Origin of the sequence: Microbacterium sp., assembly GCF_047972865.1 — a bacterium.
Lineage (GTDB): Bacteria > Actinomycetota > Actinomycetes > Actinomycetales > Microbacteriaceae > Microbacterium.
The window spans coordinates 13611-32058 of sequence record NZ_JBKEAY010000067.1; the positions used below are offsets into that span (position 1 = coordinate 13611).

The window sequence follows — 18448 nt, forward strand, 5'->3', positions numbered from 1 at the left end:
CTACTTCTTGCCCTGGTTGGCCACGGCGGCCGCTCCAGCGGCCGCCGCCTCCGGGTCGAGGTATTCGCCCGCCCCGATCGGGCGCAGCGAGGCGTCGAGCCGGTAGACGAGCGGGATGCCCGTCGGGATGTTGAGCTCTGCGATGTCGGCGTCGCTGATGCCGTCGAGGTGCTTGACAAGGCCGCGAAGCGAGTTGCCGTGCGCGGTGACCAAGACGGTCTTGCCCGCCGTGAGATCGGGGATGATCTGCGAGTCCCAGTAGGGCAGCAGCCGATCGATCACGAGTTTCAGCGATTCGGTGCGGGGAACCTCGCCGTCGATGTCGGCGTAGCGCGGATCGCCGACCTGGCTGTACGGCGAGTCGTCGGCGAGGTCGGGGGGCGGCACGTCGAACGACCGGCGCCACAGCATGAACTGGTCCTGACCGAACTCTTCCAGCGTCTGCGCCTTGTCTTTGCCTTGCAGCGCACCGTAGTGCCGCTCATTGAGACGCCACGAGCGCTTCACCGGAATCCACAGCCGGTCCGCGCTGTCCAACGCGATGTCTGCGGTCTGGATCGCACGGCTGAGCAGCGACGTGTGTACGACATCCGGTAGCACGCCGGCCTCGGCGAGCAGCTCTCCGCCGCGCACGGCCTCGGACTTGCCCTGGTCGGTGAGGCGGACATCCACCCACCCGGTGAACTGGTTCGACTTGTTCCACTCGCTCTGCCCGTGGCGAAGGAGGATCAGCGTGTACGGCGCGGTCATGCCGCCATCCTATCGACGCTCGCGCTGGCATCATGAAGGGATGACAGCACGTCCGGTGGGCCGGGTCACCCGCGGCACTACCGGAACGAATCGCCTCCGCCGTGTCGACCGCTGGCTGGCGCGGCATCCGGTGATCCGACGTGCGGCGGACCCGCTGGTCGTCGACCTCGGCTTCGGCGCCAGTGCCGTCACCACGTTCGAACTGGAAGCACGGCTGCGGGGCGTCCGCTCCGGCGTCGACGTGGTGGGGGTGGAGATCGACCCCGAACGGGTCAGCGGCGCGCGCTCGCAGCTCGCCCGCGTGCGCGCCGGGAAGACGGCCTTCGCCCCGGATGCCCGCGTGGCCTTCACCCGAGGCGGCTTCGAGGTGCCGACCGACCGGCGCCCCGTCGCGGTGCGCGCGGTCAACGTGTTGCGCCAGTACGACGAGTCGGACGTCGCCGACGCGTGGCGACGGATGGCCTCACGTCTGCAACCGGGCGGGATCGTCGTCGACGGCACCTGCGACGAAATGGGGCGGGTGTGCACCTGGATCGCGATCGGATCCGACGCGGGCCCCCGTACCCTGACGCTGTCGTTGCGGCTGGCCGACCTGCCGTCACCGGCCATCGCCGCCGAACGGCTTCCGAAAGCGCTGATCCACCGCAATGTCCCGGGCGAGCCGGTGCATGCCTTCCTCGCTGCGCTCGACGCGGAATGGACCCATGCCGTCGCCGCGTCCGCGTTCGGACCGGGACAGCGGTGGCGGGCCGCACTGACGGCGATGACCGCCGCGGGCTGGCCGCTGCGGGACCGAGCGCGCTGGCGGCTGGGCGAGGTCACCGTGCCGTGGGACCTCGTCGCGCCCCGCGCTTGACCGGGCGTGCCGGGCCGGTGCGTCAGGTGCGGGGCGCCCAGATCAGATCGGCGGCAGGGCCGCGTGCGCGCGATCGTGGTCGAGACCGGTGGCGGTGAGAAGATCCACCACGAACGGGCGCAGCTCGGCCACGATGTTCTGCTCCGCCGTGCCGGTTCCGAGCGCGACCGGGTCGAGGCGCCCCGCGACCGCCCGGAGCGCCTCCTGCGCGACCGGTTGCAGCGAGATGTCCTCCAGCGACTGCGCGATCAGGCCGACCCCACCGCGCAGTTCCGCGATCAGTTCCGCCGGCACCGGTCGCGCGGTGCCGTCGCCGATCAGGTACACGCTGCGTCGTGCGATGACGCGCAGGTTGCGGATGGCCAGATCGAGTTGAGCGCCCATCGTCTGCTGCCGTGCGAGCTCGGAGCGCTGGCGGCGCAGGAACGGTGAGATCCGCCCGATCGCCAGGCCCCCCTCGATCGAGGCCCGCCACAGCTCGAGCGGGCCCTGCAGCTGGCGCGCCTTCTCCAGGGCCCGCTCGGCCCGCTGCCGGTTGCCGCGCTGCAGCGCCTGCACGAGCGTTCCCATCGCGTTGTCGAACGCGGCGAACACGGCCTTGCCGTCGGCCGTCACCCTGCGCAGCGGACTGCGCGGAATGATGGCGGTGACCACGACGGCGACCGCTCCCCCCACGAGCGCGTCGACCACTCGCGCACCGGGTTCGCTCCCCGGCATGAGCAGCACGATGAGTGACTGGATCGCCGCGGCGATCGTGAAGCTCGGCTGCCGCGACAGCAACTGACCGGCCACGAGCGTCGCCGCGAGAGCGATCGCCAGCTGCCACCACCCCGAACCGAACGCGAGCACCGTGATCTCGCCGACGAGCACCCCCGCAAGCATGCCGAGCACCGTCTCCAGCACCCGGGTGGGGCGCGCGTCGCGCGCCAGACCGAGACCGGTCACCGTGACGGTGACCGCCAGCAAAGGGGCGGCATGACCGAACACGACGCGGGCGACGGCGTAGGCGAGGGTGGTGGCGACCACCAGTTGCGCGATGGCCGGCCACGCGTCGCGCAGACGCGCCAACCGCGGCCGGAGGTCGAGCTCGGCGCGCCAGCCGGTGCGGATCGGTGCGGTGGGCGGCAGCTCGTCGCGGGCGCCCACGATCACCGCCGGCGGGACAACCGCGGCATGCGCGCCACGGCGGCCGTGCGCCCGGCATCGGGCGGAACGATGACCTCCTGCGCGCCGGCGACCGTGCCGCCGTCGACGGCCACCACGAGGCCGGCATCCACCGGAACGGTGCGTTTGAGCAGGGCGAGGGCGATCGGGCCGTCCTCCCAGTGCTGTGCCACCGAGGTCACCGTCCCGACGACGTTATCGCCGAGCAGCACCTCGGCGCCGCGCGGGGGCAGGACGCCGTCATTACCGTCGAGCTGCAGTGCGGCCAGACGCCGCGGCGGATGCCCCAGATTATGCACCTTCGCGACCGTCTCCTGCCCGCGGTAGCACCCCTTGTCCAGGTGCACGGCGGTGCGGAGCCAGTCGACCTCGTGCGGCAGGGTGCGTCCGTCGGACTCGGCCGCCGAGCGGGGACGCCACGCGGCGACCCGAAGGGCATCCGCGGCCAGACGCCCGGCCACGGCGCGTTGCCCGCGCACGATGTCCTCGATGAGCGCGGCGAACGTCTCGACCGACACCACGGCCTCGGCCCAGTCGCGGGTGGCCCCGGGGTACGGGTCGGCGGTCGCGTAGCCCCATCCACCCACCGCCACGGTCGGCCACGGGTCGCGCCAGACGGAGACGGCAGCCAGGGTCGCGACCGCGTCCGCGGTTCCGCCGACCACGCGATGGGACTCCGACGCGTCCTGCGGGTCGACTCGCAACCGGAAACGCATGCGCGTCAGCCAAGTCAGTAGCGGGCCGGCGTCGTCACGATCGACGATGAGCCAGGTGCGCTCGCCGTCGTCGACGACGGCGGCCGCGTACTCGACGTGGCCCTGCGGGTCGAGGACCAGCAGTTCGGTGCTCTGCCCGGCCTTGAGCTCGGCGAGGGATTGCGACGTGATCGAGTCCAGCCAGCTCAGGCGGTCAGGGCCCGACACCGTGAGCACGCGGCGGTCACCGAGCGGCGCGACGGCGGTGCCGGCGGCCAGCGCGCGCTGCTCGGCGAACGGATTGCCGCAGTGGAGGAGCCCGTCGGCGTCGACGACAGCCCCGGGGACGCGCGTGAGCGGATCGGTCATCACTCCGCCCGTGCCAGTCGGGCGGAGGCGTGCGAGGCCAGGTCGCCACCGAGCGCGGCGATGTCCCACGCCCACAGCAGGTGGCCGTCGACGTAGCCCAGCATGCGCGTGGCGGCCGCGTACGGCTTGGCCCCCGCCGTCCGCACCACGGCGTCGGTGGCGAGGTCGATGCGCGGCCCCTTCACCTGGCCGAGGTAGAGCTCGCTCACACCGTCGGCGTGCACGATCGATGCCTCGATGTCGAACCCGTCCTCGGCGTTGCGCAACCCCTCCACGTCATCGGCGGTGCGCGGTCGCTCTCGCGGCCTCACCGGGGGCAGCAGGCCAGGGCCGGCGTCTTCGGGCGCGGCGGGGCGACTCAGCCGCCAGAACCCCATCTCCGCCACCAGCGGCGTGCGGCCCTCGTCGCCCGTGAGCAACCACGCGCTGGCCGCGTAGTTGAGGGCATCGCCGCCGTCATGGCTGAAGCTCACCCGATGGGCGAACTCGCCCGCGAAGTGATGACCGTCGGCCTCGTAGTCGATCACCCCGGTGCCCTCCCACACGCCCAGCAGCCACGACAGCGGGACGAGGTCGGCCGGCAGATCGGTGGGCAGGTCGAACACGGCCGTCAGCGCTGGCCGCGGTACAGGTTCTTGATCACGACGGCGGAGACGAACACGATCGCGAGCGATGCAAGCCCGAGCAACCCGACGAAGAAGGCTTCGAGTGCGAAGAGATCCATGGCACCACTCTACGCCGACCCGGTTATGCCACCGCGAGCGAGGACAGCCCGAAACCGATTCCGATGAGCCCCATCACCGCCAGCGCCCCCAGCAGGCTCGCCGCGACCCGGAGGATGAAACCGCGCGGGTTCGCGTGCCACAGCTGCACACCGAAGGCGAGCAGGACACAGCCGCCCAGGCCCACCAGCATCCAGACCGAACGCCACGCCGGCGGCGCGATGACGCCGACGACGAGGGCGACGACGGCCGCGGCGACCCACACGATCACCACGCCGACGAAGTTCTCGCGCTGGGTGAGTTCACGGGTGGACATGACTCCATTGTGACGGACCGGACCCGGCCCCGCACGGCCCGCCCCTCGGGAACGCCCTAGGATGGGTCACGTTCGCCGTCCCCGGGGAGGGATCTTCCATGGCGCAACTGCTCGTGCTCAGTTCCGCTCCCGGCGGCACGCCGGTTCTGCCTGCGCTGGAACTGCTCAGCCACCGGGTTCGCCAGATCCCCGCCGAACCGGCCCAGCTGGTCAACGCGCCGAGCGCCGACGTGATCTTCGTCGACGCGCGCAACGACCTCGTCGGAGCGAAATCGCTGTGCAAGATCCTCAACACCACCGGACTGGACGCGCCGCTGGTGCTGGTGGCGACCGAGGGCGGGCTGACGGCGGTGTCCCCCGACTGGGGCATCGACGATGTCGTGCTGGTGGGGGCCGGGCCCGCCGAAGTGGATGCCCGCATCCGGCTGGCGATCGGGCGGATGAGCAAGGAACCGGTCTCCACCCGGGTGCAGACCTCGGGGATCTCGATCGACGAGACATCGTATTCGGCGAAGGTCCGCGGCAAGCCGCTCGATCTCACCTACAAGGAGTTCCAGCTGCTGCATTTCTTCGCCACGCACCCCTCGCGTGTCTTCACCCGGGAGCAGCTGCTCAGCGAGGTGTGGGGATACGACTATTTCGGCGGGACACGCACCGTCGACGTGCATGTGCGGCGCTTGCGGGCGAAGCTGGGCGACCTGGAACAACTCATCGGCACGGTGCGGAACGTGGGCTACCGCTTCAACGTGTACGAGGACGACGACCCGGCGCCTCAGCCGCAGTCGTCCCCGTCGACCACCTCGTAGAGCAGCGACCGACGCACCCTGCAATGATGGGGAGCATGATCGATATCGAGGTGACCGACTCCGGTCTGGGCGACGCTGACGACGACGACTTCGACGAAGCCGTAGAGGTGCTCGACGATCTGCTCCCGGACAACCGGTACGAAGACCGGGAGCTCAGTTGGCTGTCGTTCAACCAGCGCGTGCTCGAGCTCGCCGAGGACGAGACTCTGCCGGTCCTCGAACGCGCGAACTTCCTCGCGATCTTCGCGAGCACCCTCGACGAGTTCTTCATGGTGCGCGTCGCGGGACTGAAGCGACGCATCCTCACCGGCCTGGCGGTGCCCACCAACGTGGGGCGCGCCCCTATCGACGTGCTCTCCGACATCTCCCGCGAGGCGCACCGGCTGCAGCTTCGTCACGCGCACGCGTGGGCAGACATGGTGCGGCCTTCCCTGGCGACCACGGGCATCGAGGTGGTGCGCTGGGACGACCTGACCGACGTGGAACGCGACGACCTCTACGAGTACTTCCAGTCGCAGGTCTTCCCGGTGCTGATGCCGCTGGCGGTCGACCCGGCCCACCCGTTCCCCTACATCTCGGGGCTGTCGCTGAACTTGGCGGTGCGCATCCGCAACGCCAAGACGGGACGCCAGGAATTCGCGCGCCTGAAGGTGCCGCCCATGCTCCCGCGTTTCGTGGCGGTGCCCGGAGAGGGTCCCGGCGCGCGCTACCTGCCGTTGGAGTACCTCATCGCGCACCACCTGGGCGACCTGTTCCCCGGCATGGAGATCCTCGAGCACCATACGTTCCGACTTACACGCAACGAGGACGTGGTCATCGAGGAGGACGAGACCGAGAACCTCATCCAGGCGCTCGAAGCCGAGCTGCTCCGGCGCCGCTTCGGTCCGCCCATCCGTCTCGAGATCACCGAGGACATGGACGAGGTGACCCTCGAGTTGCTGCTGAGCGAACTCGACATCACCGAGCAGGAGGTGTACCGCCTGCCCGGGCCGCTGGACCTGCGCGGACTGTTCGACCTCGCCCGCATCGACCGGCCCGAGTTGCACTACCCGGCGGCCGTCCCGAAGACTCCGCCGGCTTTCCAGCCCGCCGAGCAGAACGGACGACCCGACCTGTTCTCGGCGATCCGCAAGGGCGACGTGCTGGTGCACCACCCGTACGAGTCGTTCACGACCAGCGTGGTGGCCTTCCTGGAGCAGGCCGCAAACGACCCGCACGTGCTGGCGATCAAGCAGACCCTGTATCGGACCTCCGGTGACAGCCCGATCGTGCAGGCGCTCATCGATGCGGCCGAGAAGGGCAAGCAGGTGCTCGCCCTCGTCGAAGTGAAGGCGCGTTTCGATGAAGCCGCCAACATTGTCTGGGCCCGCAAACTGGAGAAAGCCGGCGTGCACGTCGTCTACGGCCTCGTCGGCCTGAAGACCCATTGCAAGCTGCTGCACGTCATCCGCGAAGAAGACGGGATGCTGCGCAGCTACAGCCACATCGGCACCGGCAACTACAACCCGAAGACCAGCCGACTGTATGAGGACTTCGGTCTGTTCACCACCGACCCGCAGGTGGGCCGCGACCTCACCCGGCTGTTCAACGAGCTCTCCGGCTATGCGATCGAGAAGAAGTTCAAGCGCCTGCTGGTCGCCCCCCTGCACCTGCGCAAAGGGCTACTGCGCAACATCGAGACCCAGCACAAGAACGCCGAGGCGGGCAAGCCGGCGCGCATCCGCATCAAGGTCAACTCGATGGTCGACGAACAGATCATCGATGCCCTCTACCGCGCCAGCCAGGCAGGGGTGCGCGTCGAGGTGTGGGTGCGCGGTATCTGCTCGCTGAAGACCGGCATCCCGGGGGTGAGCGAGAACATCTCGGTACGCTCGGTCCTGGGCCGGTACCTGGAGCACTCCCGGATCTTCGCCTTCGGGGTCGACGACGAGGCGCAGGTGTACATCGGCAGCGCAGACATGATGCACCGCAACCTCGACCGCCGTGTCGAAGCGCTGGTGCGTGTCGCCGACCCTGCCCACAAGACCGAACTCATCGAGCTGTTCGACCTCGCGATGAGCGACGACATCAGTTCTTGGCACCTTCACGCCGAAGGTGAATGGGTGCGGCGCAGCGTGGACGCCGAGGGCAACCCACTCGTCGACCTTCAGGAGCACACCATGAGCCAGGTGCACCGTCGGCGTCGGCCGAGGGCGGTGCGATGACGGACACCGCCGTCTACGCCGCCGGCGGCGTCGTCTGGCGACGGATCGAGGGCAAGCTGCACATCCTCGTCATCCACCGCACCGCGTACGCCGACGTGACCCTGCCCAAGGGGAAGGTCGACCCGGGAGAGTCGCTGGCCGAGACCGCCGCGCGCGAGATCTTCGAGGAGACCGGCATCCGCGTGGCGCTCGGCGTTCCGGTGGGTGTGTCCCGCTACCGCATGCCGAGCAAGAAGCAGAAGATCGTGCACTACTGGTCCGCCGAGGCGACCGACGACGCCATCCGCGCGTCGGCGTTCGTGCCGAACAAGGAGATCGCGGCGCTCGAGTGGGTGACCCCGAAGAAGGCGCTCACGTACCTGAGCTATCCCGTCGACACCGAGATCCTGGAGGGGTTCCTGCGGCTCGTCGACGACGGCGTGCTCGCCACGTTCCCCGTCGTGGTGCTGCGCCACGCCAAGGCCACGCCGCGCGAGGACTGGGACGGCGCCGACGCCGCCCGTCCGCTGACCTCGAAGGGCACCCGCCAGGCGAGCGCCCTGGTCGGTCCGCTGCGCGCCTTCGGGGTGCGCAAGGTCGTCACGAGCGACGCCGTGCGGTGCGTGACCACCGTGACGCCGTTCGCCGCGGCGCAGGGCCGCACCGTGACCCGCACGCCGTTGATCGGCCAGGACGCCTGGGAGGCCGGCGACGGCGACGTGCGCTCGGTCGTCGGCAAACGCGTCCGTGCCCGCAAGCCCGCGGTGCTGTGCAGTCACGGGCCAGTGCTGGGGTCGATCCTGCACGAGCTGGCGCTGGCGACCGGCACTATGAAGGGCGCGTACCTCGACAGCGCCGCCACGCTCGAGGTCGGTTCGTTCTCGGTGGTTCACCTCTCGGCGACCAACCCGGGGTCGGGAATCGTCTCGATCGAGACGCACGAGCCGCAGATCTGACGACGCCCGGGTTTCACACCGTTCACCTTCCGTTCACCCGCTGAGCGCACTGTGGTAAGCGAGGCCGCATAGCGTCGGGGCGAGCCCCGCACCGGGCCTTTAGCTCTCAGACACCCGAAGGACACACAGTGAAGCTCACCCGCATCGCCCAGTTCGGCGCCGCCGCTACCCTGGCCGCCCTCACCCTGGCCGGCTGCTCGGCCCCGAACGAGACACCCGCCACGACCGAATCCACCGGCGGCGGGAGCTCGACCGGGCTTTCCGGGACCGTCAACGCCACGGGCGCCTCGTCGCAGGCCGCCGCCCAGGAGGCATGGGTGGCGAACTTCCAGACGGCCAACCCCGACGTCACGATCAACTACGAGCCGACCGGTTCGGGAACCGGTCGTGAGAACTTCGTCTCCGGCGCCAGCAACCTCATCGGTTCGGACCGCGCCTACAACGACGAGGAGCTCGCCGCCGGCGGCTTCGGCGCCTGCAGCTCCGACGACATCGTGCAGCTGCCGCTGTACATCTCCCCCGTTGCGGTCGCGTTCAACCTCGACGGCATCGAGTCGCTGAACATGGACACCGACACCATCGCGGCGATCTTCGCCGGCGACATCGCGAACTGGAACGACCCGGCGATCGCCGCCGACAACCCGGACGTGGAGCTGCCCGATCTCGCGATCGCGCCCGTGCACCGCGCCGACGACTCCGGCACGACCGAGACGTTCACCACCTACCTGGCCGAAGCAGCCCCGGCATCGTGGACCCACGAGCCCGACGGCGAGTGGCCGATCGATGGCGGCGAGGCCGCGCAGGGCACCTCGGGTGTCGTCGACGCGACCCGCAACGGAAACGGCACCATCGTCTACGCCGACGCCTCGCAGGTCGCGGGCCTGGGCACCGTGTCGGTCAAGGTCGGCGACGAGTTCGTGCCGTACTCGGCCGAGGCGGCCGCGGCGATCATCGACTCGTCGCCGTTCGTCGAGGGACGCGGCGAGGGCGACCTCAGCCTCGAGGTCGACTACGCCACAGACGAGGCCGGGGTCTACCCGATCGCCCTGGTGAGCTACCTCATCGCGTGCCAGAACTACGACGACGCGAACACCGCCGCGATCGTGTCCGACTACCTGACCTACATCGCAAGCTCCGAGGGCCAGGATGCCGCCGCGCAGAACGCCGGGTCGGCTCCGATCTCGGAGGACCTGCGCACGAAGGTGACCGCAGCCATCGCCCTGATCGGCTGACACGCCCCATCGGACCTCGCCCTGGCCGGCCCCAGACCGGACAGGGCGGGTTCGGCAGGACAGCCGTCCCCGCGACGGATGCCCCGCCGAGCCGAACGGTCTCACAGTAAGGACCCCAGACATGGCGACCACGCGCACCGAATCGCCCCGCACCCGGGCGACGCCCGACCCGGCCACGCCGCCCCCACCCGCGAAGACGACCCGACGCGCCGGTGACCTCGTCTTCTCGGGGACCGCGATGGGCGCCGGCGTCACCATCCTGGTGCTGCTGGCCGCCGTCACCGTCTTTCTCGTCGCCGAGTCGATCCCCGCGTTCACCGGCGACCCGGCGGCCAACCCGATCCTCAAGGGCGAGCCGTTCCTCGAATACGTGGGGCCGCTCGTGTTCGGCACGATCTGGTCCGCACTGCTGGCCCTTCTCATCGCGACGCCGCTGTCCATCGGCATCGCACTGTTCATCTCGCACTACGCGCCTCGGCGCGCGGCGGCCGTGCTCGGGTACATCGTCGACCTGCTGGCCGCCGTGCCATCGGTCGTCTTCGGACTGTGGGGCGGGATCGTCCTGGCCGGAATGGTGCAGCCGTTCTACGTGTGGCTCAACGAGAACCTGGGCGGGATCCCGTTGTTCGCCGCCCCGGTGTCCGCGACCGGCCGCACGATCCTCACCGCGGCTCTCGTGCTCGCGGTCATGATCCTGCCGATCATGACCGCCATCTGCCGCGAGGTCTTCCTGCAGACCCCGGTGCTGCACGAGGAAGCGGCCCTCGCCCTCGGCGCCACCCGGTGGGAGATGATCCGGATGACGGTGTTCCCGTTCGCCCGCGGCGGGATGGTCTCCGCCGCGATGCTGGCCCTCGGCCGTGCGCTCGGCGAGACGATGGCCGTCACCATGGTGCTGTCGGTGTCGGGCGTGGTCACCTTCGACCTGATCACCTCCACGAACCCGAGCACGATCCCGGCCAACATCGCCCTGAACTTCCCGGAGGCGTACGGCGACGGCGTGAGCGTGCTGATCGCCACCGGTCTCGTGCTGTTCGTCCTCACCTTCGGCGTCAACGCGCTGGCCCGATGGATCGTCAACCGGCGCGCCGAGTTCTCGGGAGCCAACTGACATGGCCACTGTCTCACTGCCCCGCTCGCAACCCTCGCTCTCGCTGACGGCCGGCCACCTCCCCTCTTGGGTGCCGTGGGGACTGCTGGCGCTGTCGTTCGTCATCAGCGGCACCGTCTTCGGCATCCTCAACTCCGGTCAGCCGCTGGCCGACTTCAACATCGCCGGCACCCTGTTCTTCGGGATTCTGCTCTACATGGGCCTCGTGTACGCCGTGTCGTCGATCGTGGAAGGGCCGCGCAAGGGCGTGGACCGCTTCATCACCGCGCTGGTGTCGGCGGCTTTCGTCGTGGCGCTGCTCCCCCTCGTCTCGGTGATCTGGACGGTCGTGGCCGACGGCATCGACCGCATGGACGTGGAGTTCTTCACCTACACGATGCGCAACGTCATCGGTGAAGGCGGCGGCGCGTACCACGCGATCGCCGGGACGCTGATGATCACCCTCGCCGCCGCGGTCATCTCGGTTCCCATCGGGCTCATGACCTCGATCTACCTCGTCGAGTACGGGCAGCGCGGTCGCCTGGCCCGGGCGATCACGTTCTTCGTCGACGTGATGACCGGCATCCCCTCGATCGTGGCGGGCCTGTTCGCCTACGCCGCGTTCGTGATCTTCTTCGGACCCGGCATCTCGATGGGCATCATGGGCGCCGTCGCGCTGAGCGTGCTGATGATCCCGGTCGTGGTGCGCTCGTCTGAGGAGATGCTGCGTCTGGTGCCGAACGAGCTGCGCGAAGCCTCGTACGCTCTCGGGGTGCCCAAGTGGCTCACCATCGTGAAGGTCGTGCTGCCCACATCGATCGCCGGGATCACGACGGGCGTCATGCTGGCGATCGCGCGCGTCATCGGGGAGACCGCTCCGTTGCTGCTGACCGCCGGCTTCACGCAGAGCCTGAACTGGAACCTGTTCGACGGGAACATGATGACGCTGCCCGTCTTCGTGTACAACCAGTACGCCAACCAGGGCACCAGCCCCGACTCCGCCCTCGCCCGCGCGTGGGCCGGCGCGCTCGTGCTGATCCTCATCGTCATGGCCCTGAACCTCCTCGCCCGCGCCGTCGCGAAGTACTTCGCCCCCAAGACCGGTCGCCGGTGATCGTCGGCATCCGAAAGAAAGAGCACCCGTGTCCAAGAGCATCGAAGTCAACGATCTGAACGTCTACTACGGCGACTTCCTCGCCGTGGAAGACGTCACGATGGACATCGACCCGCGGAGCGTCACCGCCTTCATCGGCCCCTCCGGCTGCGGCAAGTCCACGTTCCTGCGCACCCTGAACCGCATGCACGAGGTGATCCCGGGTGCCCGCGTCGAGGGAGAGGTGCTCCTGGACGGGCAGAACCTGTACGGGTCGAACGTCGACCCGGTGCTGGTGCGCCGCCAGGTGGGCATGGTCTTCCAGCGTCCCAATCCGTTCCCGACGATGTCGATCCGCGAGAACGTGCTGGCGGGCGTGAAGCTCAACAACAAGAAGATCTCGAAGGGGGATGCCGACGCGCTCGTGGAGTCGTCGCTGCAGGGCGCGAACCTGTGGAACGAGGTCAAGGACCGCCTCGACAAGCCGGGCTCGGGCCTGTCGGGCGGTCAGCAGCAGCGTCTGTGCATCGCCCGGGACATCGCGGTGTCGCCCGAGGTGATCCTCATGGACGAACCGTGTTCGGCGCTGGACCCGATCTCGACCTACGCGATCGAGGAGCTCATCGGGGAGCTGAAGAACGACTACACCGTCGTGATCGTCACCCACAACATGCAACAGGCCTCGCGGGTGTCGGACAAGACGGCGTTCTTCAACATCGCCGGCACCGGCAAGCCGGGCAAGCTCATCGAGTACAACGACACCACGACGATCTTCACGACGCCGTCGGTGCAGGCCACCGAGGACTACGTCTCCGGCCGCTTCGGATGACCCACCGCGGCAGAGTTCGGTCTCCTCGCCGCCCTGCGGCCGGCTATGCCGCCAGGCTGTCGGTCAGCCGGGCGTTGCGCATGCCGGCCAGCTGTGCCAGCAACGGGAACAGCAGCACTGTCGTGGCCCCCGCCGCGACCAGGGAGGACGCAAGCTGCCGCGGCATGAGGTCGTTGGAGACAGCGACCCCGGTGACGGCGACGATGATCGGCAGTCCGGTCGCCGCGAACAGCGCCAGTTGCCGTCGCTGCCCCGGCATCAAGCCGCTGCCAGTGTCGAAGACACGCTCCGATGCCCACACCGGGACGCCCCGGAACACCCAGATCGCAGCCACCGCCCCCAGCCAGGTGAGTGGGCTGGTAACGACGGCACCGATGTCGATGCCCATGCCCGAGACGACGAAGAACACCGGGATGAGGAAGCCGTAGCCGACGGCATCCAGTTTGTGCGCCAGTGCCTTGTCCAGTCCGTCGCCGATCTGGCGCAGGACGGCGCCGGCGGCGAAGGCCCCCAGCACGACGTCGAGGTCGAAGACGGCGGCGACGGCCATGAGAGCCATCAGCATCAGCATGGTCGCCCGCATCATCAGCTGCCCGGTGCCATCGGCCGACGAGTGGATGAAGCGGAACAGTCGCGGGTCGCGGGCCACCAACCGCTGCGGGACCAGCCAGATCACCAGCACCGCCAGCCCGAACACCACCAGCAGCACCAGCGACGCCCACGGCGAGTGGGTCGACAGCAGCACCGCCATCGCCAGCACCGGCCCCAGCTCCCCCACCGCGCCGTGGATGAGGACGGCACGGCCGAGGGAGGACTCTTGGATGCCGAGCTGTTTCAGGATCGGCAGGAGCGTGCCGAGAGCCGTGGAGGACAGCGCGATCCCGAGGGCGACGGCGGCGGTGAACCCGAAGTCGGGCACCAGCAGCAGTCCGGCGCCGGTGGCCAAGGCGAGGCAGAACAGCCAGGTGCCCCACGCGAATCCGCCCTGCCGGCCACCGAGGGTTCGCGGATCGATCTCGTACCCCGCGAGCAGGAAGAGCAGCCCGAGTCCGAGTTCGCTGACGAGGTCGACGCCCCCGGCGGTGTCGGCCAGGCCCACGCCGTGCCCGCCGATCAGCACACCGAACGCGAGCAGCAGCACGACGTCGGGGACGTAGCCGCGCAGCATCCGCGCCACGATGGGTGCGAGGAACACCGCGAGCAGGATCCAGAACATCGACACGATGGCGGCGGTCGTACCCGCCCCCTCAGCGCTCATCATCGTCACGAGGTCATCGTCCCACGTCGCCGGGACACTTCAGTCGCGGGGACTGAGCAGGTAGTGATTGATCGAGGCCGTCAGGGCGGTGTCGACGGGAAGGGGCGTGCCGTCGATCTCGGTGATCGGGGCAGCCAGGCGAAGGCTCGACACCAGCCAGGCCCCGTCAGCGGTGGCGAGGTCGGCGACCGGGATCGTCTCGTAGTCGACGGCGTACCGGTGCGCACGGAAGTGATCGAACAGGCTCTGCTGGGTGGTGCCCTGCAGAATGCCGCCGTGCGGGGCGGGCGTGATGAACCGGTCGCCCCGCAGGAGAATGAGCGATGCTGTCGGCGCTTCCAGCACGAAGCCGTCGGTGGACACGAAGATCGCGTCGTCGGCGCCGCGACGCTTCGCTTCGCGAAGGGCGGCCATGTTCACGGCGTACGACAGTGTCTTGGCGCCCAGCAGCAGCCACGGGGCACGGTCGGGCGTGGTGATGTCGTAGCCGCGGTCGAGGGTGACCACGCGGATGCCGATGTCCCGCGCGTCGGTGAAGTCGGCGGTCTCGGCGGCGGTGACCCAGGCCGTCGGCGCCGGTCCGTGCTCGACGCCGCGGCTGAGGATGAGCTTGATCGCGCACTCCCCCGTGCCGCACGCGGCCGCGGCACGGGCAATGGCCTGTCGCCACTGGTCGGGGTGCGGCGCGGGCAGGTCGCACAGCCGGGCGGAGTGGGCGAGGCGCTGCAGGTGCGCCTCCGCTTCTTGCACGTGACCGTCGATGACGCCGATGGTCTCGAAGATGCCGTCGCCGCGCTGCGTGCTCAGCTCACCGACGGTCAGCGCCGGTGCCGACGGGTCGATCTGGGTGAAGGTGTCGGCGAAGTCGGTGCGGGTGTCGTCGACGGGGGCGGGGTCGATCACGAGGGCGAAGCGCCAGGTCATGCCCCGAGCCTACGCCGGTCGGGAATGAGCGACGCGCACGCTCAGTTACACTCGTAGTGCCGGGCCGCAGTAACCCCGGGCTCCAACTTCTGCCGCTACGAGCGGCCACTCGCCGAGAGGCGTTCTGCGGCCCGGCATCCCCATGCCGAGGCGCGGAACGACTCTCCCCGCACCGCGGGCACACACACCGGGCGTTCTGCGGCCCGGCATCCCCATGCCGGTGGGTCTCCGAGCGTGCTCGCTCAGGTCAGGCCGCCGCGGCGCCACAGGGCCGCGCACGCGGTGAGGTCTTCGGCGTAGGTCGATAGGCGCAGGGCACGTGTGGTGAGCGTCGCCGCGCGGTCCGGTTCGGCGGCGTCGTGGTCGTCGGCGAGGTCGGCGGCGCCGGCGGCCTGTACCCGGCAGAACGCGGCGGCACGGTCGAGCGCGACGGCGAAATCGCCGGTGAAGGCGCCGCGCAGGATGGTGTCGATGAGCGCGACCATTTCGTCGGGGCCGGCCGGGGTCGGCGCCCCCGCGACGAGGTCGTCTGCGGTGCGCAGGGCGGCGCGCCCGCGTTCGTAGAGCAGCGCCGCGGCGGCCGAGTCGTCGTGGATCATGAGTTGCAGCAGGTAGAGCCGCCACAGGGCGCCCGGCAGGGTCGTCGCGGGCGAGCGCGCCCACAGCTCGGCGATGGTTTCGATGCCGTTGCGCGCGGTGAAGGCGACGATGTTGTCGACCACCTCGACGGTCGGGTCGGTACGGGCCCGGGTGAGCAGGGCCGCGGCCGTCTCATGGGCGGCGCGGGACACGTCTGCGGGGTCAGCGGCGGCGAAGTGGCGGTCGAGATGTTCACCGGCGCGGCGCACCGGTTTATGGAAGTCGCGTCGCGGGCCGCTCATTCCTCCAGGGTATCCGCGTGCAGCGGTTCCGGGTCCTGCAGGGCGCTGTCGATCGTGAGCACGACGTCGCCGGTGGGTTCCCCCGCCGACAGTCCGGCGGCATCCTCGATCGTGACCTGCAGCACGTCGCCGCGCTGCCACACCTGTTCCAATTCGACCGTTGCGGTGGCGCCGTCGTCGGGGGTGAAGGTGGCGGCGCGCTGGGGCACCTCGTCCCGGAGGTACCAGACGAGGAACTCCTGGTCGTCATCGACGGCGGGCAGCGCTTTGAGCTCGAGGACGGCCCGGTCGAGCTGGGGCGACCACGTGAGCACGCCTTCGACGCCGCCGGAGCTGTCACCGGTCTGGCGTACGGCGTCGGGGGCGGCTTCGATCTCGGCGAGCGCCTTCTCGGATGCCGGGGTCGCGAACATGTTCGCGATCGAACCGGCGGCCCAGCCGAGCACGACCAGCAGCAGCGCCGCACCGACCGCGATGGCGAGGTTGCGCGTCCAGGTGCGACGCTGGATCGTCTGCAGCGCGTCGGTGTTGGGCGGGGGTTCCACCGGAGGTGTGACGTTCACGGCATCCTCCTCGTCACAACGTGACTACCAGCATGCCGCATCCGCCTCGGAGATGTGGCACCGAGGGTGATCGTGCGGCCGGTAGGCTTGGATGCCACGGGCCTCTAGCTCAGTCGGTAGAGCATCGGACTTTTAATCCGCGGGTCGTGGGTTCGAGCCCCACGGGGCCCACCACACTTGTATTACTCGAACACGCGACCGTGAGATCAAAGTTGACCTCTGAAACAGCGTTTCTCTGAGCGCCGGAATTCGTTCCGGCGCTTTCTTGATGTCTGGTCGCCCATTCCGAGGACGCGGCCTGAATCGTCACGATTGGTTCGTGCGGCTCGCCGTGTGCGGTGACGGCGTGCGTCTCGTCTTCGATCCACAGGTTCGCGTAGAACGCTTCGAGGATCCGCCGCTTGATGCCGTCACTCGCGCTGACGTAGAACTCGTAGGGGCGAGCGAGGAGGTCGAGGTAGGTGAGCACGGTATCGGCATGACGCCGCACGGCATCCTCGCTCTTCGCCAACTTGTCGCTCAGTGTCCGACGCTTGATCGCGATATCGCGCAGTCGCTCTTTCACCCCCGATGCTGCCAGCTCGCCATCTGCCGCGATGTCGAGCAGGTTCGATTCCTGCGTCTCCAGCTTCCGGAGTTGAGAGGTGTAGCGCGCATGGGCCTCGCGTTCCGACTTCTCCTGGCCGTCGATGGAGGCGTTCAACTGCGCGCGCATTTCCACCGCGAACGCTGGATCGAGCGCGAGAGTCTTGAGTTCCCTCGCCACGGCTCGCTCGACGTCGCGAGTCGGGAGGTGGGGCAGATCACACGCACCTTCTTGTCTGCCTCGGCACATGTAGTAGGCGTAGAGGTCCCCGTTGCGGTTCTTCGCCTCGGTATAGATCATGCGGTGCGAGCGTCCGGCATCCTCGCATCGAGCGCAGCACATGAGGCCGCGAAGGAAGTGGCGATGCACCCGGTCGCGGGTGTTTGGACGGCTGCGCAGTTCGTAGATCTCCTGGACCCGCTCGAAGGTGTCGGCGTCGACCAGCGCTTCATGGCGTCCATCGAAGACCTGACCCTTGAAGGTGACCATCCCGAAGTAGTACGGGTCTTGCAGGATGAGGCACAGCTGGCTGTGCGACACCGGTGCGGACTTCCATTTCGCCGTCGCGCGAGTGGTGAATCCCTGCTCGGTCAGCGCATCCCGCAGCTGTGCCACGCTGTACTCCCCGGTCGCGTACTGCTCGAACGCCCACGTGATCAGTGGTGCGCGTTCTGGGTCAATGTCGATCGTGTTGACGAGGCGTCCGTCGAAGTCCTTGCGGACGTTGTGGTAGCCGAGCTTGGCGCGTCCGACAGTGCCGCCGTTCTTGGCTTTGTGGAGCAGCTTGTTCTTGATGTCCTCGCCGCTCTGGCGGACTTGGACCTCGTTCATGATGTCGGTGATGGCTTCCATGGCGTCGGCCATGTACCCCTCGCCGAACTCCTCCTTGGCGGAGATGAGCTTGACGCCCATCCCGGCGAGGATGCGCTTGTGATCGCGGCGTCAGTCTGGTTGCGGAAGATGCGGGACCGCATGTAGATCACGACGTATCGCACCTCGGGATGCTCCTCCACATAGCTGAGCAGTTCGCGGAACACGGGCCGCTTCGCGATCGACTGCGCGGAGTTGCCGGGTTCGACGAACTCCTCAACGATTGGGGCCTTGAGCCGCTTGCACCGCTTGATACAGCTCTCGCGCTGCGTAGCGATGGAGTTGCCGTCAGCGTCAATGTCGAT

General features: G+C 69.0%; 18 protein-coding genes, 1 tRNA gene and 1 pseudogene. 9 read left to right on the plus strand and 11 right to left on the minus strand.

What is annotated here, in order from left to right:
• Positions 1 to 750 (minus strand): phosphoglyceromutase, encoded by a 750-nt coding sequence (locus ACK5KK_RS04025; protein ID WP_416888805.1) that lies wholly within the window; start codon positions 748 to 750, stop codon positions 1 to 3.
• Between the two features lie 40 nt (positions 751 to 790).
• Between ACK5KK_RS04025 and ACK5KK_RS04030 the strand changes: the two genes are divergently transcribed.
• Positions 791 to 1606: a class I SAM-dependent methyltransferase gene (locus ACK5KK_RS04030; protein WP_416888806.1), complete on the plus strand. Its 816-nt coding sequence runs from the start codon at positions 791 to 793 to the stop codon at positions 1604 to 1606.
• Positions 1607 to 1648: 42 nt separating this feature from the next.
• Here the strand turns inward: ACK5KK_RS04030 and ACK5KK_RS04035 are convergent, their stop codons facing one another.
• The 4 genes from ACK5KK_RS04035 to ACK5KK_RS04050 form a co-directional block, all read right to left on the minus strand.
• Positions 1649 to 2752: an FUSC family protein gene (locus tag ACK5KK_RS04035; protein WP_416888807.1), complete on the minus strand. Its 1104-nt coding sequence runs from the start codon at positions 2750 to 2752 to the stop codon at positions 1649 to 1651.
• Positions 2753 to 2754: 2 nt separating this feature from the next.
• Positions 2755 to 3834 (minus strand): YgfZ/GcvT domain-containing protein, encoded by a 1080-nt coding sequence (locus ACK5KK_RS04040; RefSeq protein WP_416888808.1) that lies wholly within the window; start codon positions 3832 to 3834, stop codon positions 2755 to 2757.
• Complete coding sequence (locus tag ACK5KK_RS04045) at positions 3834 to 4439, minus strand: FABP family protein (protein ID WP_416888809.1); 606 nt, start codon at positions 4437 to 4439, stop codon at positions 3834 to 3836. Before ACK5KK_RS04045 ends, ACK5KK_RS04040 begins: the two co-directional genes overlap by 1 nt.
• A 142-nt stretch (positions 4440 to 4581) precedes the next feature.
• Positions 4582 to 4872, minus strand: coding sequence for a hypothetical protein (locus ACK5KK_RS04050; RefSeq protein WP_416888810.1), 291 nt, complete (start codon positions 4870 to 4872; stop codon positions 4582 to 4584).
• A 98-nt stretch (positions 4873 to 4970) separates the two neighbouring features.
• On the opposite strand from ACK5KK_RS04050, the gene ACK5KK_RS04055 reads away from it, so the two are divergent.
• The 7 genes from ACK5KK_RS04055 to pstB all read left to right on the plus strand — a co-directional run bounded on the left by ACK5KK_RS04055 (position 4971) and on the right by pstB (position 13061).
• A complete protein-coding gene (locus ACK5KK_RS04055; protein WP_416888811.1) occupies positions 4971 to 5678 on the plus strand; it encodes a winged helix-turn-helix domain-containing protein in 708 nt (235 codons plus the stop codon).
• A 35-nt stretch (positions 5679 to 5713) separates the two neighbouring features.
• The gene (locus ACK5KK_RS04060) at positions 5714 to 7882 is read left to right on the plus strand and encodes an RNA degradosome polyphosphate kinase (RefSeq protein WP_416888812.1); all 2169 of its coding nucleotides are present in this window, start codon (positions 5714 to 5716) and stop codon (positions 7880 to 7882) included.
• Positions 7879 to 8817: an NUDIX hydrolase gene (locus tag ACK5KK_RS04065; RefSeq protein ID WP_416888813.1), complete on the plus strand. Its 939-nt coding sequence runs from the start codon at positions 7879 to 7881 to the stop codon at positions 8815 to 8817. The genes ACK5KK_RS04060 and ACK5KK_RS04065 overlap by 4 nt, the downstream gene beginning before the upstream one ends.
• Positions 8818 to 8945: 128 nt before the next feature.
• Positions 8946 to 10049 (plus strand): phosphate ABC transporter substrate-binding protein PstS, encoded by a 1104-nt coding sequence (locus ACK5KK_RS04070; RefSeq protein WP_416888814.1) that lies wholly within the window; start codon positions 8946 to 8948, stop codon positions 10047 to 10049.
• 121 nt (positions 10050 to 10170) lie between these two features.
• A complete protein-coding gene (gene pstC, locus ACK5KK_RS04075) occupies positions 10171 to 11160 on the plus strand; it encodes a phosphate ABC transporter permease subunit PstC (RefSeq protein ID WP_416888815.1) in 990 nt (329 codons plus the stop codon).
• 1 nt (position 11161) lies between these two features.
• Positions 11162 to 12253, plus strand: a complete 1092-nt coding sequence (gene pstA, locus ACK5KK_RS04080) for a phosphate ABC transporter permease PstA (RefSeq protein WP_416888816.1) — start codon at positions 11162 to 11164, stop codon at positions 12251 to 12253.
• A gap of 28 nt (positions 12254 to 12281) precedes the next feature.
• On the plus strand, positions 12282 to 13061 hold the full coding sequence (pstB, locus tag ACK5KK_RS04085; protein WP_416888817.1) for a phosphate ABC transporter ATP-binding protein PstB: 780 nt from the start codon (positions 12282 to 12284) through the stop codon (positions 13059 to 13061).
• A 43-nt stretch (positions 13062 to 13104) separates the two neighbouring features.
• Here the strand turns inward: pstB and ACK5KK_RS04090 are convergent, their stop codons facing one another.
• From ACK5KK_RS04090 to ACK5KK_RS04105, 4 genes are all read right to left on the minus strand, one after another.
• A complete protein-coding gene (locus tag ACK5KK_RS04090) occupies positions 13105 to 14322 on the minus strand; it encodes a cation:proton antiporter (protein WP_416888822.1) in 1218 nt (405 codons plus the stop codon).
• 36 nt (positions 14323 to 14358) lie between these two features.
• A complete protein-coding gene (locus ACK5KK_RS04095) occupies positions 14359 to 15243 on the minus strand; it encodes an aminodeoxychorismate lyase (protein ID WP_416888818.1) in 885 nt (294 codons plus the stop codon).
• 242 nt (positions 15244 to 15485) lie between these two features.
• Positions 15486 to 16124, minus strand: a complete 639-nt coding sequence (locus ACK5KK_RS04100) for a DNA-directed RNA polymerase subunit beta (protein WP_416888819.1) — start codon at positions 16122 to 16124, stop codon at positions 15486 to 15488.
• Entirely contained in the window at positions 16121 to 16687 is a 567-nt protein-coding gene (locus tag ACK5KK_RS04105) for an anti-sigma factor (protein ID WP_416888820.1), read from the minus strand. Before ACK5KK_RS04105 ends, ACK5KK_RS04100 begins: the two co-directional genes overlap by 4 nt.
• A gap of 98 nt (positions 16688 to 16785) precedes the next feature.
• Between ACK5KK_RS04105 and ACK5KK_RS04110 the strand changes: the two genes are divergently transcribed.
• Positions 16786 to 16861 (plus strand) — tRNA-Lys (locus ACK5KK_RS04110).
• Positions 16862 to 17495: 634 nt separating this feature from the next.
• On the opposite strand, the pseudogene ACK5KK_RS04115 reads toward ACK5KK_RS04110, so the two are convergent.
• Positions 17496 to 18185, minus strand: a pseudogene (locus tag ACK5KK_RS04115) (recombinase family protein); the annotation flags it as partial.
• Complete coding sequence (locus ACK5KK_RS04120; protein WP_416888821.1) at positions 18101 to 18448, minus strand: recombinase family protein; 348 nt, start codon at positions 18446 to 18448, stop codon at positions 18101 to 18103. The gene ACK5KK_RS04120 and the pseudogene ACK5KK_RS04115, both read right to left, overlap by 85 nt.

Excerpts from the sequence above, each read along its gene's own strand:
- ACK5KK_RS04095 (WP_416888818.1), bottom strand. The coding sequence starts at position 15,243 with ATGACCTGGCGCTTCGCCCTCGTGATCGACCCCGCCCCCGTCGACGAC.
- ACK5KK_RS04065 (WP_416888813.1), top strand. The coding sequence starts at position 7,879 with ATGACGGACACCGCCGTCTACGCCGCCGGCGGCGTCGTCTGGCGACGG.
- pstA (WP_416888816.1), top strand. The coding sequence starts at position 11,162 with ATGGCCACTGTCTCACTGCCCCGCTCGCAACCCTCGCTCTCGCTGACG.
- ACK5KK_RS04040 (WP_416888808.1), bottom strand. The coding sequence starts at position 3,834 with ATGACCGATCCGCTCACGCGCGTCCCCGGGGCTGTCGTCGACGCCGAC.
- ACK5KK_RS04030 (WP_416888806.1), top strand. The coding sequence starts at position 791 with ATGACAGCACGTCCGGTGGGCCGGGTCACCCGCGGCACTACCGGAACG.
- ACK5KK_RS04090 (WP_416888822.1), bottom strand. The coding sequence starts at position 14,322 with ATGATGAGCGCTGAGGGGGCGGGTACGACCGCCGCCATCGTGTCGATG.
- ACK5KK_RS04100 (WP_416888819.1), bottom strand. The coding sequence starts at position 16,124 with ATGAGCGGCCCGCGACGCGACTTCCATAAACCGGTGCGCCGCGCCGGT.
- ACK5KK_RS04025 (WP_416888805.1), bottom strand. The coding sequence starts at position 750 with ATGACCGCGCCGTACACGCTGATCCTCCTTCGCCACGGGCAGAGCGAG.
- ACK5KK_RS04050 (WP_416888810.1), bottom strand. The coding sequence starts at position 4,872 with ATGTCCACCCGTGAACTCACCCAGCGCGAGAACTTCGTCGGCGTGGTG.
- ACK5KK_RS04060 (WP_416888812.1), top strand. The coding sequence starts at position 5,714 with ATGATCGATATCGAGGTGACCGACTCCGGTCTGGGCGACGCTGACGAC.
- ACK5KK_RS04055 (WP_416888811.1), top strand. The coding sequence starts at position 4,971 with ATGGCGCAACTGCTCGTGCTCAGTTCCGCTCCCGGCGGCACGCCGGTT.
- pstC (WP_416888815.1), top strand. The coding sequence starts at position 10,171 with ATGGCGACCACGCGCACCGAATCGCCCCGCACCCGGGCGACGCCCGAC.